Origin of the sequence: Klebsiella terrigena (genome assembly GCF_006539725.1) — a bacterium.
Lineage (GTDB): Bacteria > Pseudomonadota > Gammaproteobacteria > Enterobacterales > Enterobacteriaceae > Klebsiella > Klebsiella terrigena.
The window spans coordinates 87,047-104,171 of the sequence record NZ_BJNO01000005.1 but is presented as its reverse complement, the minus strand read 5'-3'; the positions used below and the strand labels follow the sequence as shown (position 1 = coordinate 104,171).

12 protein-coding genes are annotated in these 17,125 nt (G+C 60.3%); 8 read left to right on the top strand and 4 right to left on the bottom strand.

Annotated elements, in window-relative coordinates; translation table 11 throughout:
- Window positions 1-111: 111 nt before the first annotated feature.
- The gene (gene araC / locus RTE01_RS08590) at window positions 112-957 is read right to left on the bottom strand and encodes an arabinose operon transcriptional regulator AraC (RefSeq protein ID WP_041144026.1); all 846 of its coding nucleotides are present in this window, start codon (window positions 955-957) and stop codon (window positions 112-114) included.
- 337 nt (window positions 958-1,294) lie between these two features.
- Here araC and araB point away from each other — a divergent pair, with 337 nt between their 5' ends.
- The 6 genes from araB (at window position 1,295) to rluA (ending at window position 11,449) form a co-directional block, all read left to right on the top strand.
- Window positions 1,295-3,004 (top strand): ribulokinase, encoded by a 1,710-nt coding sequence (gene araB, locus RTE01_RS08585; RefSeq protein WP_115193576.1) that lies wholly within the window; start codon window positions 1,295-1,297, stop codon window positions 3,002-3,004.
- 10 nt (window positions 3,005-3,014) lie between these two features.
- A complete protein-coding gene (araA, locus tag RTE01_RS08580) occupies window positions 3,015-4,517 on the top strand; it encodes an L-arabinose isomerase (protein WP_041144024.1) in 1,503 nt (500 codons plus the stop codon).
- A gap of 83 nt (window positions 4,518-4,600) precedes the next feature.
- Window positions 4,601-5,296: an L-ribulose-5-phosphate 4-epimerase gene (gene araD / locus RTE01_RS08575; protein ID WP_123552719.1), complete on the top strand. Its 696-nt coding sequence runs from the start codon at window positions 4,601-4,603 to the stop codon at window positions 5,294-5,296.
- Between the two features lie 83 nt (window positions 5,297-5,379).
- Window positions 5,380-7,737 (top strand): DNA polymerase II, encoded by a 2,358-nt coding sequence (polB, locus tag RTE01_RS08570; RefSeq protein WP_141334907.1) that lies wholly within the window; start codon window positions 5,380-5,382, stop codon window positions 7,735-7,737.
- Between the two features lie 133 nt (window positions 7,738-7,870).
- Window positions 7,871-10,777 carry an RNA polymerase-associated protein RapA gene (gene rapA, locus RTE01_RS08565; protein WP_115193578.1) on the top strand — a complete coding sequence of 969 codons (2,907 nt, stop codon included), beginning with the start codon at window positions 7,871-7,873 and terminating at the stop codon, window positions 10,775-10,777.
- Between the two features lie 12 nt (window positions 10,778-10,789).
- A complete protein-coding gene (gene rluA, locus RTE01_RS08560; RefSeq protein WP_041144020.1) occupies window positions 10,790-11,449 on the top strand; it encodes a bifunctional tRNA pseudouridine(32) synthase/23S rRNA pseudouridine(746) synthase RluA in 660 nt (219 codons plus the stop codon).
- Between the two features lie 115 nt (window positions 11,450-11,564).
- Here rluA and citX read toward each other — a convergent pair whose 3' ends face one another.
- Both citX and RTE01_RS08550 read right to left on the bottom strand, forming a co-directional pair.
- Entirely contained in the window at window positions 11,565-12,053 is a 489-nt protein-coding gene (gene citX / locus RTE01_RS08555) for a citrate lyase holo-[acyl-carrier protein] synthase (protein ID WP_041144019.1), read from the bottom strand.
- A 168-nt stretch (window positions 12,054-12,221) separates the two neighbouring features.
- Window positions 12,222-13,589 carry a 2-hydroxycarboxylate transporter family protein gene (locus RTE01_RS08550; protein ID WP_134525239.1) on the bottom strand — a complete coding sequence of 456 codons (1,368 nt, stop codon included), beginning with the start codon at window positions 13,587-13,589 and terminating at the stop codon, window positions 12,222-12,224.
- Window positions 13,590-13,875: 286 nt separating this feature from the next.
- Between RTE01_RS08550 and RTE01_RS08545 the strand changes: the two genes are divergently transcribed.
- Both RTE01_RS08545 and RTE01_RS08540 read left to right on the top strand, forming a co-directional pair.
- Window positions 13,876-15,501 carry an ATP-binding protein gene (locus RTE01_RS08545; protein ID WP_123552716.1) on the top strand — a complete coding sequence of 542 codons (1,626 nt, stop codon included), beginning with the start codon at window positions 13,876-13,878 and terminating at the stop codon, window positions 15,499-15,501.
- Window positions 15,491-16,189: a response regulator gene (locus tag RTE01_RS08540; protein ID WP_041144016.1), complete on the top strand. Its 699-nt coding sequence runs from the start codon at window positions 15,491-15,493 to the stop codon at window positions 16,187-16,189. Before RTE01_RS08545 ends, RTE01_RS08540 begins: the two co-directional genes overlap by 11 nt.
- Window positions 16,190-16,219: 30 nt before the next feature.
- Here RTE01_RS08540 and djlA read toward each other — a convergent pair whose 3' ends face one another.
- Window positions 16,220-17,047: a co-chaperone DjlA gene (gene djlA, locus RTE01_RS08535; protein WP_041144015.1), complete on the bottom strand. Its 828-nt coding sequence runs from the start codon at window positions 17,045-17,047 to the stop codon at window positions 16,220-16,222.
- Window positions 17,048-17,125: the final 78 nt, after the last annotated feature.

The window sequence follows — 17,125 nt, the reverse complement described above, 5'->3', positions numbered from 1 at the left end:
AACGAAGCACGGATTCTCCAGAGCCGTCGCGCCTTCGTCAAGCCATCAATTGTCTGAATAGTTTACTGGTTGTGACAATTTTCCGGGGCATCATTTCACTTTATTTACGTTTTATTCACATCCCGCACGGAATTCGCTCGGGCTGGCGCCGGTGCATTTTTTAAATACCCGCGAGAAATAGAGCTGATCTTCAAAGCCAACGTTGCGTCCCACCGTCGCGATGGGCATTCGCGTGGTGCTCAGCAGCAGCTTGGCCTGGCTGATCCGCTGATCTTCCCGCCACCCCAGCACGCTAATGCCCAGCTGCTGGCGGAACAGGTGCGACAGCCGCGACGGCGACAGGCAGACGTGCTGGGCGACGCTGGCAATATCAAAATGGCTGTCCGCCAGGTGATCGCTAATGTACTGGCAGGCGTCGCGGACCCGGTTATCCAGCGGCGGATAGAGGGATTCGTTAATGGCCTCCATGCGGCGCAGCAGCAGCTGTTCCAGCAGGTTGATCGCCAGCAGCTCAGAGTAGCGCCCGGCCCCCTGTCCGGCGTCAACGATCTGGCCGAAAAGCTCGCCAAAGCGCGTCTGCCACTGCTCATCGGGACGGAAAAAGCCGGTGTGGGCGAAAATCGTCGGCCAGTTCAGCCACTCATGCCAGTAGGCCCGCGGACGGAAGTAGACCCACTGGTGATACCACTCGCGGGCATCAGGATGGCGGCCGTAGTGATGAATCTCCCCCGGCGGGAAGAGTAAAATATCGCCAGGCCGGCAGACAAACTGCTCGTCCTGGTTGTTGATCACCCCTTCACCGCGGATCGTCAGATTGAGGATGAAGCCTTTCATGCCGAGCGGGCGGTCAATAAAGAAATCCAGATAGCCTTCCGCATCAATCGGCGTCAGCCCCGTCACCAGGTGGGCGTTAAAAGAGTAGCCCGGTAGCAAAGGATCGTTTTGTGTTTCAGCCATAAACTCAGCTCTCCCGGAGAGGTACTGGACACCAATTGTCCATATTCGTTATTTTATCGCTAAGCGCGCTTCCCGTAATGGGATGCGGGTTGAAATTCGAATTAAAACCCGCCTGATTTCAGCAAAAATCGACAACAACGCTCAATGTAAGCCATTCCAGCGCATAACAAAAGTGTCTATAAATACGGCAGGAAAGTCCACATTGAATATTTGCACGGCGTCACACTTTGCGATGGCATAGCAATATAATCCATAAGATTAGCGAATACGGCCTGACGGTTTTTCCTGAGGATATCTACTGTTTCACCATGAATGGTTTTCAGCATGGAGTAACAGCATGGCAATTGCGATTGGCCTCGATTTTGGTAGTGATTCAGTTCGCGCTCTGGCGGTGGAATGCGCCACCGGCGAAGAGCTCGCCTCCAGCGTAGAGTGGTACCCGCGCTGGCAGGAGGGGCTGTTTTGCGACGCCCCGAATAATCAGTTTCGCCACCACCCGCGTGATTACATTGAATCAATGGAAGCCGCGCTGAAAAGCGTGCTGGCGCTGCTGAGCCCCGAGCAGCGCGCCGCCGTCGTCGGTATCGGCGTTGACAGCACCGGCTCGACGCCGGCGCCGATTGACGCCGACGGCAACGTGCTGGCCCTGCGGGAAGAGTTCGCCAACAACCCGAATGCGATGTTCGTGCTGTGGAAAGACCATACCGCGGTGGAAGAGGCGGAGGCTATCACCCGCCTGTGCCACCAGCCGGGCAAAGAGGACTACTCCCGCTATATCGGCGGCATCTACTCCAGCGAATGGTTCTGGGCCAAGATCCTTCACGTCACCCGTCAGGATAGCGCCGTTGCGCAGGCAGCAGCCTCATGGATCGAGCTGTGCGACTGGGTTCCAGCGCTGCTCTCCGCGACCACCCGCCCGCAGGATATACGCCGCGGCCGCTGCAGCGCCGGGCACAAATCCCTGTGGCACGCCGACTGGGGCGGCCTGCCGCCGGCCAGCTTCTTCGACGAACTCGACCCGGTTATCAATCAGCACCTCAGCTGGCCGATGTTTAGCGACACCTGGACCGCCGACGTGCCGGTCGGCACGCTCAGCGCCGAATGGGCGCAGCGCCTGGGCCTGGCGGAAACGGTGACCATCTCCGGCGGCGCCTTCGACTGCCATATGGGCGCGGTAGGCGCCGGCGCACAGCCGAATACGCTGGTTAAGGTTATCGGCACCTCCACCTGCGACATCCTCATTGCCGATAAGCACAGCGTTGGCTCCCGCACGGTGAAAGGCATCTGCGGCCAGGTCGACGGCAGCGTAGTGCCTGACTTTATCGGTCTGGAAGCCGGGCAGTCGGCTTTTGGCGATATCTACGCCTGGTTTGGCCGCATTCTCGGCTGGCCGCTGGAGCAGCTGGCGCTTGCCCATCCGGAGCTGAAAGAGCCGATCCGCGCCAGCCAGAAGCAGCTGCTGCCGGCGCTGACCGAGGCGTGGGCGAAAAATCCCTCCCTCGACCATCTGCCGGTGGTGCTGGACTGGTTCAACGGACGGCGTACTCCAAACGCTAACCAGCGCCTGAAAGGGGTCATCACCGATCTGAATCTCGCCACCGATGCGCCGGCGCTGTTTGGCGGCCTGGTGGCGGCCACCGCCTTCGGCGCGCGCGCCATTATGGAGTGCTTCACCGACCAGGGGATCCCGGTCAACAACGTGATGGCGCTGGGCGGCATCGCGCGCAAAAACCCGGTCATCATGCAGGCCTGCTGCGACGTGCTGAACCGACCGCTGCAGATTGTCGCCTCCGATCAGTGCTGTGCGCTGGGTGCGGCCATCTTTGCCGCCGTCTCCGCCGGCGTGTATCGCGATATTCCAACGGCCCAGCAGCATATGGCAAGCCGGGTCGAAAGCACCCTGCAGCCGCGCCCGGCCCAGGCCCAGCGCTTCGAACAGCTCTATCAGCGCTACCAGCAATGGTCAGTCAGCGCTGAACAACAGTATCTCCCTTCGGCTGCACAGGCGGAAAAAGCCTCGCAATCTCAGCCAGCTCTCACCCATTAAGGACACCAAAATGACGATTTTTGATAACTATGAAGTCTGGTTCGTGATTGGCAGCCAGCATCTGTACGGCGCGGAAGCGCTGCGTCAGGTTACGAAGCATGCCGAGCACGTGGTGAACAGCCTGAACGCCGAGGCAAAACTGCCGTGCCGGCTGGTATTAAAGCCGCTGGGCACCACGCCGGACGAAATCACCCACATCTGCCGCGACGCTAACTACGATGATAAATGCGCCGGCATGGTGGTGTGGCTGCACACCTTCTCTCCGGCCAAGATGTGGATTAACGGCCTGACCATCCTCAATAAACCGCTGCTGCAGTTCCACACCCAGTACAACGCCTCGCTGCCGTGGGACAGCATCGATATGGACTTTATGAACCTCAACCAGACCGCGCACGGCGGCCGCGAGTTTGGCTTTATTGGCGCCCGTATGCGCCAGCAGCATAGCGTGGTGACCGGCCACTGGCAGGATCGCGACGCCCATCAGCGCATCGGCTCGTGGATGCGCCAGGCGGTTTCGAAGCAGGATACCCGTCATCTGAAAGTCTGCCGCTTTGGCGATAACATGCGCGAAGTGGCGGTCACCGATGGCGATAAGGTCGCCGCGCAGATCAAATTCGGCTTCTCGGTCAATACCTGGCCGGTGGGCGATCTGGTGCAGGTGGTCAACGACATCAGCGAAGGCGAGATCAGCGCCCTGGTTGATGAGTATGAAAGCAGCTACCGCCTGACCGCGGCAGCGCAGGTGCACGGCGATAAGCGGCAGAACGTTCTCGATGCCGCGCGTATCGAGCTGGGCATGCAACGCTTCCTGCAGCAGGGCGGCTTCCACGCCTTCACCACCACCTTTGAAGATTTACACGGCCTGAAGCAGCTTCCGGGCCTCGCCGTGCAGCGTCTGATGCAGCAGGGCTACGGCTTTGCGGGCGAAGGCGACTGGAAAACCGCCGCCCTGCTTCGCATCATGAAGGTGATGTCAACCGGTCTGCAGGGCGGCACCTCCTTTATGGAGGATTACACCTACCACTTCGACAACGGCAACGATCTGGTGCTCGGCTCGCATATGCTGGAGGTCTGCCCAACCATCTCCACGGCGGAAAAACCGATCCTCGACGTCCAGCCGCTGGGCATTGGCGGTAAAGCCGACCCTGCGCGCCTGATCTTCAACACCCAGACCGGCCCGGCGATCGTCGCCAGCCTGATCGATCTCGGCGATCGCTATCGCCTGCTGGTTAACACCGTTGAAACGGTGCCGACCCCGCACGAACTGCCGAAGCTGCCGGTGGCCAACGCGCTGTGGAAAGCGCAGCCGGATCTCCGCACCGCGTCCGAAGCCTGGATCATTGCCGGCGGCGCGCACCATACGGTCTTCAGCCACTCCCTGACGCTCGACGATATGCGCCAGTTTGCGGAGCTGCATGATATCGAGCTGACCGTGATTGATAGCGAAACCCGCCTGCCTTCTTTCAAAGACGCGCTGCGCTGGAACGAAGTTTATTACGCCGGTAAACGTTAAAAGGTCGTCCCCTTTTCACCCTCTGCGCCGCGGCAAAGAGGAGAAAAGGGGAAACCGCGCTGACCCGCAATTCGGAGTACACAATGTTAGAAGATCTGAAACGTCAGGTGCTGGAAGCAAACCTCGCGCTGCCCAGGCACAACCTGGTGACCTTAACCTGGGGCAACGTCAGCGCCGTCGACCGCGAGCGGGGCCTGCTGGTGATCAAGCCGTCGGGCGTCGACTATAGCGCGATGAGCGCTGAGGATATGGTGGTGGTGAGCCTCGAAACCGGCGAAGTGGTGGAAGGGAAAAAGAAACCCTCGTCGGATACCCCAACCCATCGCCTGCTGTACCAGGCCTTCCCGACCCTCGGCGGTATCGTCCATACCCATTCGCGCCATGCGACCATCTGGGCGCAGGCGGGCCAGTCCATCCCGGCAACCGGCACTACCCATGCCGACTACTTCTACGGCGCGGTTCCCTGTACCCGCCTGATGACCGACAGCGAAATCAACGGCGAGTATGAGTGGGAAACCGGGCGCGTTATCGTCGAAACCTTCCGCGAGAACGCCATCGACCCGGCGCAAATGCCCGGCGTGCTGGTGCACTCCCACGGCCCGTTCGCGTGGGGCAAAAACGCGGAAGATGCGGTGCATAACGCCATCGTGCTGGAAGAGATCGCCTATATGGGAATTTTCTGCCGCCAGCTGGCGCCGCAGCTGCCGGAGATGCAGCAAACCCTGCTGGATAAGCACTATTTACGCAAGCACGGCGCGAAGGCCTATTACGGGCAGTAGCGTCAAATGACTGTATAAAACCCCAGCACCTTGTCATCAACCAGGCTATACTCAGGCCTGGTTTGACTTGATGAGAGCGCGGCGTGACTCAGCCACGAGAAGGTTTTTTATTGACCCGTCACTGGCGGGATACCCCCCAGGGCACGGAGCTGACCTTTTGGCTGGCAACCGACGACGGTCCCCTTCAGGTCACCCTGCCGCCGCAGGAGTCCGTGGCCTTTATCCCCGAAGCGCAGCGCGCCCAGGCTGAGCGCCTGCTGCAGGGCGAAAATGGCCTGCGCCTCGCCCCGCTCACCCTGAAAGACTTTCACCGCCAGCCGGTTTTCGGCCTTTACTGCCGCGCCCATCGCCAGCTGATGCGCCTGGAAAAGAAGCTGCGCGAACAGGGCGTGACCGTCTACGAAGGCGATGTCCGCCCCCCGGAACGCTATCTGATGGAGCGCTTTATTACCGCGCCGGTTTGGGTCGAAGGCGAAGCGCGCGGCGCGCGGCTGATCAACGCCCGCATGAAGGCCAGCCCGCTCTACCGGCCGCCGCTGAAATGGGTCTCGCTGGATATCGAAACCAGCCGCCACGGCGAGCTGTACTGCATCGGCCTGGAGGGCTGCGGCCAGCGGGTTGTCTACATGCTCGGGCCAGAGCCGGCGGCCGCTCCCGCGGTCGATTTTCAGCTGGAGTATGTCGCCAGCCGCCCACAGCTGCTGGAAAAGCTCAACGCCTGGTTTGCCGCCCACGACCCGGACATCCTGATCGGCTGGAACGTCGTCCAGTTCGACCTGCGCGTGCTGCAAAAACACGCCGAGCGCTACCGTATTCCGCTGCTGCTCGGCCGCGGCAACAGCGAGCTGGAGTGGCGCGAGCACGGTTTTAAAAATGGCGTATTCTTCGCCCAGGCCAGCGGGCGGCTGATTATCGACGGCATTGAGGCGCTGAAATCGGCGTTCTGGAACTTCCCCTCTTTTTCGCTTGAGACGGTCGCGCGCGAGCTGCTGGGTGAAGGCAAAGCGATTGATAATCCCTGGGATCGGATGGACGAAATCGACCGCCGCTTCAGCGAGGATAAGCCCGCGCTGGCAACCTACAACCTGCAGGACTGCGAGCTGGTGACGCGCATCTTCCAGAAAACGGAGATCGTGCCCTTTCTGCTGGAGCGCGCCACGGTTAACGGCCTGCCCGCCGACCGCCACGGCGGGTCGGTGGCCGCCTTCAGCCACCTCTATTTTCCGCGCATGCACCGGCTGGGCTACGTTGCGCCCAATCTCGGCGAAGTGCCGCCGCAGGCCAGCCCCGGCGGTTACGTGATGGACTCCCGTCCCGGCCTGTACGATTCGGTGCTGGTCCTAGACTACAAAAGCCTGTACCCCTCGATTATCCGCACCTTTCTGATTGACCCGGTGGGGCTCGTCGAAGGCAGCGCCCAGCCCGATGACGAGCACAGCACAGAAGGCTTTCTCGGCGCGCGCTTCTCCCGCGAGAAGCACTGCCTGCCGGATATCGTCGGCCAGATTTGGCACGGGCGCGACGACGCCAAGCGGCATAAAAACAAGCCGCTATCGCAGGCGTTGAAGATCATTATGAACGCCTTTTACGGCGTGCTCGGTACCAGCGCCTGCCGCTTTTTCGACCCGCGCCTGGCCTCGTCAATCACCATGCGCGGCCACGCCATCATGCGCCAGACCAAAGCGCTGATTGAGTCGCAGGGCTATGACGTTATCTACGGCGACACCGACTCCACCTTTGTCTGGCTCAGGCGCGCCCATGATGAACAGGAGGCGGCGAACATCGGCCGGTCGCTGGTGGCTTACGTCAACGACTGGTGGGCCACCGAGCTGGGGAAATCGCGCCTCACCAGCACCCTCGAGCTGGAGTTTGAAACCCACTTCTGCCGCTTTTTAATGCCGACTATCCGCGGCGCCGATACCGGCAGCAAAAAGCGCTACGCCGGGATGATTCAGGAGGCGCAGGAGCAGAGAATGGTCTTTAAAGGGCTGGAGACGGTGCGAACCGACTGGACGCCGCTGGCGCAGCAGTTTCAGCAGGAGCTATATCTGCGCATTTTCCGCAACCAGCCCTATCGCGACTACGTTCTGGAGACGATTAATCGGCTGATGAACGGCGAGCTCGACGATCGGCTTATCTACCGCAAGCGGCTGCGCCGGCCGCTGGCGGAATATCAGCGCAACGTTCCGCCGCACGTCCGCGCGGCAAGGCTTGCCGACGAGCACAACGTCAGGCTGGGCAGGCCGCAGCAGTACCAGCAGCGCGGCAGCATCAAATATGTCTGGACCACCGGCGGCCCGGAGCCGGTCGATTATCAGCAGTCGCCGCTCGATTACGATCACTATTTGTCGAAACAATTACAGCCGGTCGCGGAAGGAATTCTTCCCTTTGTCGACGATGATTTTGCTACAATAGTGACAGGGCAGCTGGGGCTATTTTGACAGGTGACTATCACCGCGGCATCCAGTACCATAGCGCCCTTTCCACTCCTGGACCCAATCTTGATCCCTCTCCAGCCTATTCGGAGATGATCAACTATTGCCTGCAATTTAAGAACTAAAGAGCCGAACACATATGCCTTTTACACTTGGTCAACGCTGGATTAGCGACACAGAGAGCGAACTGGGATTAGGGACGGTCGTAGCGCTGGATGCGCGCATGGTTACCCTTCTTTTCCCCGCCATCGGCGAAAATCGTCTGTACGCACGCAACGACTCCCCGATCACCCGCGTGATGTTTAATCCGGGCGACACCATCACCAGCCACGAAGGCTGGCAGCTCCAGGTTGACGAAGTAAATGAAGAGAACGGCCTGCTGGCCTATACCGGTACCCGTCTGGATACCGAAGAAGCCAACGTGGTCCTGCGTGAAGTGCTGCTCGACAGCAAGCTGGTTTTCAGCAAGCCGCAGGATCGCCTGTTCGCCGGGCAGATCGACCGTATGGACCGCTTTGCGCTGCGCTACCGCGCGCGTAAATATCAGAGCGAGCAGTATCGGATGCCGTGGAGCGGCCTGCGCGGCCAGCGCACCAGCCTGATCCCGCACCAGTTGCACATCGCCCACGACGTTGGCCGTCGCCACGCCCCGCGCGTGCTGCTGGCGGATGAAGTCGGGCTCGGTAAAACCATCGAAGCCGGGATGATCCTGCATCAGCAGCTGCTTGCCGGCGCCGCCGAGCGCGTGCTGATCGTCGTTCCGGAAACCCTGCAGCACCAGTGGCTAGTCGAAATGCTGCGCCGCTTCAACCTGCGCTTCTCGCTGTTTGACGACGAGCGCTATGCCGAAGCGCAGCACGATGCCTACAACCCGTTTGAAACCGAGCAGCTGGTTATCTGCTCGCTGGATTTTGTTCGCCGCAGCAAGCAGCGCCTTGAGCACCTGTGCGATGCCGAATGGGACCTGATGATCGTCGATGAGGCGCACCACCTGGTGTGGAGCGAAGAGGCGCCGAGCCGTGAATATCAGGCGATTGAACAGCTGGCCGAGCGCGTGCCGGGGATCCTGCTGCTGACCGCCACGCCGGAGCAGCTGGGGATGGAGAGCCATTTCGCCCGTCTGCGCCTGCTGGATCCAAACCGTTTCCACGACTTCGCCCAGTTCGTTGAAGAGCAGCAGAACTACCGCCCGGTCGCCGACGCCGTCGCTCTGCTGCTGGCAGGCAACAGGCTGAGCGATGCCGATCTGAACATGCTTGGCGAGCTGATCGGCGAGCAGGATATCGAGCCGCTGCTGCAGACCGCCAACAGCGATCGCGACGGAGCCCAGTCCGCGCGTCAGGAGCTGGTCTCCATGCTCATGGACCGCCACGGCACCAGCCGCGTTCTGTTCCGTAACACCCGTAACGGCGTCAAAGGCTTCCCGAAACGCGAGCTGCACACCATTCGCCTGCCGCTGCCGATGCAGTACCAGACGGCCATCAAGGTCTCCGGCATTATGGGCGCGCGTAAAACCGCCGAAGAGCGCGCTCGCGATATGCTCTATCCGGAGCAGATCTATCAGGAGTTTGAAGGCGATAGCGGAACCTGGTGGAACTTCGACCCGCGCGTCGAGTGGCTGATGGGCCACCTGACCAGCCACCGTTCGCAGAAGGTGCTGGTGATCTGCGCGAAAGCCACCACCGCGCTGCAGCTGGAGCAGGTGCTGCGCGAGCGTGAAGGTATTCGCGCCGCGGTCTTCCACGAAGGCATGTCGATCATCGAACGCGACCGCGCCGCCGCGTGGTTTGCCGAAGAGGACACCGGTGCGCAGGTGCTGCTGTGTTCTGAAATTGGCTCCGAAGGCCGCAACTTCCAGTTCGCCAGCAACCTGGTGATGTTCGATCTGCCGTTTAACCCGGATCTGCTGGAGCAGCGTATTGGCCGTCTGGACCGTATCGGCCAGGCGCACGATATTCAGATCCACGTGCCGTACCTGGAAAGAACCGCCCAGTCGGTGCTGGTCCGCTGGTATCACGAAGGGCTTGATGCCTTCGAGCACACCTGCCCGACCGGCCGTACCGTTTACGATAGCGTCCATGACCAGCTGATTAACTATCTTGCCGCGCCGGAAACCACCGACGGCTTCGACGAGCTGATTAAATCCTGCCGCCAGCAGCACGACGCGCTGAAAGCGCAGCTGGAGCAGGGCCGCGACCGCCTGCTGGAGATCCACTCCAACGGCGGCGAAGGGGCGCTGGCGCTCGCCGAAAGCATTGAAGAGCAGGATGACGACACCAGCCTGATCGCCTTTGCCATGAACCTGTTTGATATCGTCGGCGTCAACCAGGACGATCGCGGCGAGAACCTGATCGTGCTGACCCCGTCCGATCATATGCTGGTTCCGGACTTCCCGGGCCTGCCAGAAGACGGCTGCACCATCACCTTCGAGCGCGACGTCGCGCTCTCCCGCGAAGACGCGCAGTTCGTCACCTGGGAGCATCCGCTGATTATCAACGGTCTGGACCTGATCCTCTCCGGCGATACCGGCAGCAGCACCATCTCGCTGCTGAAGAATAAGGCGCTGCCGGTCGGCACGCTGCTGCTCGAGCTGATTTATGTCGTCGAAGCGCAGGCGCCGAAGCAGCTGCAGCTTAATCGCTTCCTGCCGGCTACGCCGGTGCGCATGCTGCTGGATAAGAACGGCAACAACCTCGCCGGTCAGGTGGAGTTTGAGAGCTTCAACCGCCAGCTGAGCGCCGTTAACCGCCATACCGGCAGCAAGCTGGTCAACGCGGTACAGCAGGACGTTCACGCGATCCTCCAGCTCGGCGAAGCGCAGGTCGCGAAAGCCGCTCAGGCGCTGATCGACGCGGCGCGCGATGAGGCTAACGACAAGCTGTCGGCGGAGCTGTCGCGTCTGGAAGCGCTTAAGGCGGTGAACCCGAACATCCGCGATGACGAACTGTCGGCCATTGAGAGCAACCGTCAGCAGGTGATGGATGCGCTGGCCCAGGCCGGCTGGCGTCTCGATGCGCTGCGCTTAATCGTCGTCACTCACCAGTAACGGAACGCGAATATGGCGATGGAAAACTACAATCCGCCGCAGGATCCCTGGCTGGTCATTCTCTATCAGGATGAGCACATTATGGTGGTCAACAAGCCGAGCGGCCTGTTGTCCGTGCCGGGGCGCCTGGAGGAGCATAAAGACAGCGTGATGACGCGCGTGCAGCGCGACTTTCCGCAGGCCGAGTCGGTTCACCGGCTGGATATGGCCACCAGCGGCGTGATTGTGGTGGCGCTGACCAAAGCGGCAGAGCGCGAGCTGAAGCGTCAGTTTCGCGAGCGTGAGCCGAAGAAGCAGTACGTCGCCCGCGTGTGGGGTCACCCGCAGAAAGCAGAAGGTCTGGTGGATTTGCCGCTGATTTGCGACTGGCCGAACCGGCCTAAGCAGAAGGTGTGCTACGAAACCGGCAAGGCGGCGCAAACCGAGTATGAGGTGCTGGAGTACGCGGACGATAACAGCGCCCGCGTGCGCCTGAAGCCGATTACCGGGCGCTCGCACCAGCTGCGCGTGCATATGCTGGCCCTCGGTCATCCGATTCTCGGCGACCGCTTTTATGCGACGCCGGAAGCGCTGGCCATGGCCCCACGCCTGCTGCTGCACGCGGAGATGCTGACTATCACCCATCCCGCTTTCGGCAACGCGATGACCTTCCGCGCGCCGGTCGACTTCTGACGACGGGTTGCTAACTTCTGATTTCCCGGGCGACGGTTTAAACGCCTTGCCCGGGCTACCCTCCCCGCCCCTGCGCTAAGCGCAGCAGGAACGGGGCTCCTCACGCTATCATCCGTTAGTCGCGGGCAAACCACGCGTCAATCATCTGCTCTACGTGAGCGGCCGACTGCTGCGGGTGGCGATCGTTGCTCTCAGCGGCAGACGAGCGGCCCTGCAGGCCCTCCGTCGGGCAAATCACTTCGATATTCCATAAACGCCCCAGCGGATGGGATTGCGTCAGCTCCGTGCAAAGCGCGTTAATTTCACTGGCCGAGTGCTCAACGCACCACAGCGCTTCCGGCCCGGTTGGCAGCCACTTAACCTGGCGGTCCAGCGTTTGCCAACGGTGTTTCCACAGCAGCTGATCGAAAGCCTGCAGCGCCACGCCCATCATGTTGCGATAGCGGATGCTGTCTTTCTCCGCGCCCGGCGTCACCAGGGTAAGCGAAATAACCGGCTGCTGATAATGGGTTAACAACTCGCTCTGACGAGCTTCACGCTGCGCTTTCACCGCCAGCAGGTTTTCAACGCTGGCGCCCGCACGGGCGGGAGTATCCACGGACATTAATTCCTCTCCTTCACTGAATAAAATAACGGCGGCAGGGGCCGTCGCGATAACGGATTTCGCTGCTGATTGTATCGCTAAATGCACAGAATTTAGGATACAGGACAAAGAAATTTTCTTCGTCCCGTGGTGGGAAATAGCAGTTTTTCCTGTTAGCACAGAACTAAATCACGCCATAAAGTGGCTCAGAAACAGCAGGCCCAGAGAGACATTGATCGCTCCGCCGATGCGGGTGGCGATTTGGGCGAACGGCATCAGGTTCATGCGGTTGCCGGAGGTGAGGATCGCCACGTCGCCGGTCCCACCCTGGCCGCTCTGGCAGCAGGAGACAATCGCCACGTCAATCGGATGCATACCGATTTTTTTACCGACGAAGAACCCGGTCGCCACCAGCGCGGAGACGGTGCTGATAATCACCAGCAGATTGGTGACAGTGAAGGCGTTAACCAGCTCCTGCCACGGCGTAATCGCGACGCCAACGGCAAACAGAATCGGATAGGTCACCGCGGTGCGGAAGAACTTATACACCACCTGCGAGCCCTCCTGCAGGCGCGGCGATACGCCGTTAGCCAGCTTCAGCAGCACCGCCAGAAACAGCATCCCCACCGGCGCCGGCAGGCCAATCATCTTTTGCCCCAGCATCCCCAGCATATAGAGCAGTACCGCCAGCAGTGCCCCGGATGCCAGCGTCGCCACGTCCGTTTTGCCGTCAGCGCTTTCGTCGCCGACGCTTTCATGATGCGTTTCGTTGCTGCGGTTCGGCATCAGCTGGCCTTCGCCGGTCAGATGCGGGAAGCGCTTGCCCAGCTGATTCAGGCTACCGGAGATAACAATCGCCGTCAGGCTGCCCAGCATGACCATCGGCAGGACGCGGCCCAGCGCAACGCCCTGGTCCATATGCATCAGCGCGGCGTAGCCAATCGACAGCGGTATCGCCCCTTCCCCTACGCCGCCGGCCATAATCGGCAGGACGATAAAGAAGAAGACCTGGAACGGCTCCAGGCCCAGCGCGGTCCCGACGCCAACGCCAACCAGCATGCCGACAACTTCACCGCAGAGCATCGGGAAGAAAATGCGCAGGAACCCCTGAATCAGCGTGGTGCGGTTCATGCTCATAATGCTGCCGACGATAATGCAGCAGATGTAGAGATAGAGAATATTGGTCGACTTGTAGAATTTGGTGGTGGATTCCACCACCACGTCCGGCAGCAGGCCGTAATGAACCAGCGCCGAGGGAATAAAGGTCGCGCAGATCGCCGCCGCGCCGAGCTTGCCGAGAACCGGCAGGCGCTTGCCAAACTCGCCGCAGGCAAAGCCAAAAAAGGCCAGCGTCGCCACCATGACCACAATGTCGCTCGGCAGCTTGCCGCCCAGACAGTCCAGAGCAATTAAGCCCCCGGCCAGCAGGAACAGCGGCAGCGGGATAATCCCGACTTTACGGTTGTCCATAACGTGCCACCAGCGCTGCTTCAGCGTGGCCTTTGGGGTATCGATGGGGTCGAGGGTCGCAGAGAATGCTTCGTCGGTGGTGCTCATAGGTTTAGCCCTTTAGTTATTATTCATCTTCAGACTAGGGGGGAATAAGCCGACTTAATGTGAGGGTCGCCAGATTAAAAATGAAGTTTTAATGGGCACTATGGTTTTTATGGTTTCTATTCCCGGCGTGATATATCTCTGATTTATTAGCGTGGTTTTTATGGTTTTTTGTCGCAGCCCTGGAGATCATTTATAAATAGGTTTCGCGGATCGATTCTGTTCCCTGACCCCGGCGTAAGCGGCCGCTCGTGACTTGCCCGCCTTACTGAGACTCTGTACAAGGCCTATGAAAGTTTCCTTTCAATTTAAGCTGTTTATTTCCCTGGTGGCATTTTTCTCGATCCTCTTTGCCCTGCTGGGCGTGTATTACTATTTCGATGCCAGCCATCAGCTTTATCAGGAAATGAGCACTCGCGCCAAAATACAGGCCGAAGAGATCGCCCTGATGCCCAATTTACGCCAGCAGGTTGCCCGCAAAGATCCGCAGGCGATAAACGCCTTTATGCAGGAAATCGCCGCCCACAGCGACGCCAGCTTTATTGTTATTGGCGACGCGCAGGGCGTGCATCTGTTCCACTCCGTGCACCCGGAGTGGGTCGGCACCCGGCTGGTTGGCGGCGATAATCAGGCGGTGCTGGAAGGGAAAACCATTACCACCATCCGCAAAGGCGGGCTCGGGATTTCGCTGCGCAGCAAGGCGCCGGTGCGTGACGACGCGGGCCGGGTGGTGGGGATTGTTTCCGTTGGCTATCTGACCAGCTACCTCGACAGCATTACGTTGCAAAAAGTCATCAATATCTTCGTCGCCGCCGTGCTGCTGCTGGTTGCGCTGTTTATCTTCTCCTGGTACTTCACCCGCAGCATCAAGAAGCAGATCTTCTCCCTCGAGCCGCGGGAAATCGGCCTGCTGGTGCGCCAGCAAAAGGCGATGATGGAATCGATCTATGAAGGGGTTATCGTTATCGACCACACCCGCCGCATCAAGGTCATTAACCACGCCGCCCGCAGCCTGCTCGGCCTGACCCAGCCCGCACACCGGCTGCGCGGGCAGTCGATCGATAGCGTCATCGTACCGCAGCCGTTTTTCGCCAGCGGCGAGATGCTGGAAAGCGACACGCACGACGAGCTATGCCGCTTCAATCAGCTCACCGTCCTCGCCAGCCGGGTGCGCATCATGCTGGAAAACTCGCTGCAGGGCTGGGTGATCACCTTCCGCGACCGGGACGAAATCAACTCCCTTAGCGCCCAGCTCAGCCAGGTGAAACGCTATGTCGATAACCTGCGCATCATGCGCCATGAGCAGCTGAACCGCATGACGACGCTTTCCGGCCTGCTGCACATGGGCCACTACGACGAGGCCATTCGCTATATTCAGGCGCAGTCGGAGCATGCCCAGGAGCTGCTGGACTTTATTTCATCCCGCTTTAGCTCGCCGACGCTCTGCGGCCTGCTGCTGGGTAAAGCCGCCCGGGCGCGCGAGAAAGGCGTCGAGCTGAGCTTCGACCCCGCCTGCCACATCGACCGACCGCTGCCGTCGTTAATCGAATCAGAGCTCATCTCGATTATCGGCAACCTGCTGGATAACGCCATCGAAGCCACCCAGCGCGCCGAGCTGCCGCACGAGCCGGTAGAGGTGCTGATTCAGCTCAACGCCCGGGAGCTGATGATTGAAGTGGCCGATCGCGGCGTCGGCATCCGCCCGGAGATCCGCGAGCGAATTTTCGAACGCGGCGTCACCACTAAAACCCGTGGCGATCACGGCATCGGCCTGTATCTTATTGAACACTATGTCACTCAGGCTGGCGGCACCATCGAGGTTGCCGATAACACGCCGCGCGGGGCCATCTTTACGCTGTTTATTCCCGCCGACGGTCCGGCCCACCCGCCACAAGGGGCACACTATGCATCATGACCTGGTCGATGTTCTGATCGTCGAAGATGAGAGCGAGCTGGCGCGACTGCACGCCGAGCTGATTCAAAAACACCCGCGCATGCGGCTGGCAGGCATGGCCGCCTCGCTCACCCAGGCGCGGCAGATGCTCAACGCCAGCCCGCCGCAGCTGGTGCTGCTCGACAACTATTTACCCGACGGTAAAGGGGTGACGCTGATGACCGACCCGCTGCTGGCAAGCGCCAACTGCTCGGTTATCTTTATTACCGCCGCCAGCGACATGGAAACCTGCAGCCTGGCCATTCGCAACGGGGCCTTCGACTACATTCTGAAGCCGGTCTCCTGGAAACGGCTGAGCCAGTCTCTCGAGCGCTTCGTTCAGTTTTACGACCAGCAGAGGGAGTGGAAGATTGTCGATCAGCAAAACGTTGATTCGCTGTACCAGCTGCAGGCGAAAAACTTTCGCGCCGATAGCGGTAGCAAAGGGATTGAGGAAAAAACGCTGGCGCTGGTGCAGAACCTGTTTAACGGGCGGGAAGCGCACTGCTTTTCGGTCGATGAGGTGGTGAACGACGCCGGCCTGAGTAAAACGACCGCCCGCCGCTACCTGGAGCACTGCGTGGAAACGGGCTTTCTGGAAGTGGAAATGCTGTACGGTAAAATTGGCCATCCGCGGCGGATGTACCGCCGCGCCAGGAGCCCGTCCTGAAACCTCTCCCCGGCGGGAGAGGTCGGCAAATCAGAAGCCGCGCTGCTCTTTGACCAGCTCCCAGGCCTTCTGAATATCCTGAGCCTTCTGCTTCGCCATCTCCATCATTTCCGGCGGCAGGCCCTTCGCCACCAGCTTATCCGGATGGTGCTCGCTCATCAGCTTGCGGTAGGCGCGCTTGACGGTGGCCGCGTCGTCGGTCGGCTTCACGCCCAGCACGTTGCAGGCGTCCTCAAGGGTCGGCCCGCGCTGCGCCTGCTGCCAGCCGGCCTGACCGCGGCCCTGGCTGGAGGAGTGCTGCTGCGAGCCGCCGCCAAACTGGGCTCCGCCCTGCATCATGCGCAGGAACTGCTCAAACTGGGCGCGCGAGATCCCCAGCTCGTCAGCGATGACGAACAGAACTTCACGTTCATTAGGGTGTAATTCGCCGTCGGCGAAGGCCGCCTGCAGCTGAATTTCCAGAAACATCCTAATCAAATCAAAACGGCCGAAACAGACGCTGCGCAGCTGACGCATTTTCTCGCGCAGCGGGTAATCATCAGATTTCCCTACGCGAAACGCCTGCTGTGCCGCCGTGCGCGACTCGCCGTGCAGATTCATGCGATCCATCAGGATGCTGGCAACGTGAATATCGGCTTCGGTCACGCGTCCTTTCGATTTGGTCAGATGGCCCATCACCTCAAAGGTGGTGGAAAAGAACAGCGACTGTCGCTCCTGCTGGTTAGCAAAAACGTTGATCCGCCGACGGCGCGCGCGATCGAATATATGGCCGACCAATAAGCCCAGCACCACGCCCCAGAAGCCCGCGCCCATCATCAGCGCAACCGCAACCCCAATTATTTTTCCCAAATACTGCATAGACTCCCCAAACTTTATGCCGCCAGTTAAGCTATATATGACCGCACGTTACAAAGCACTGACGCTTCGGTCAATTGT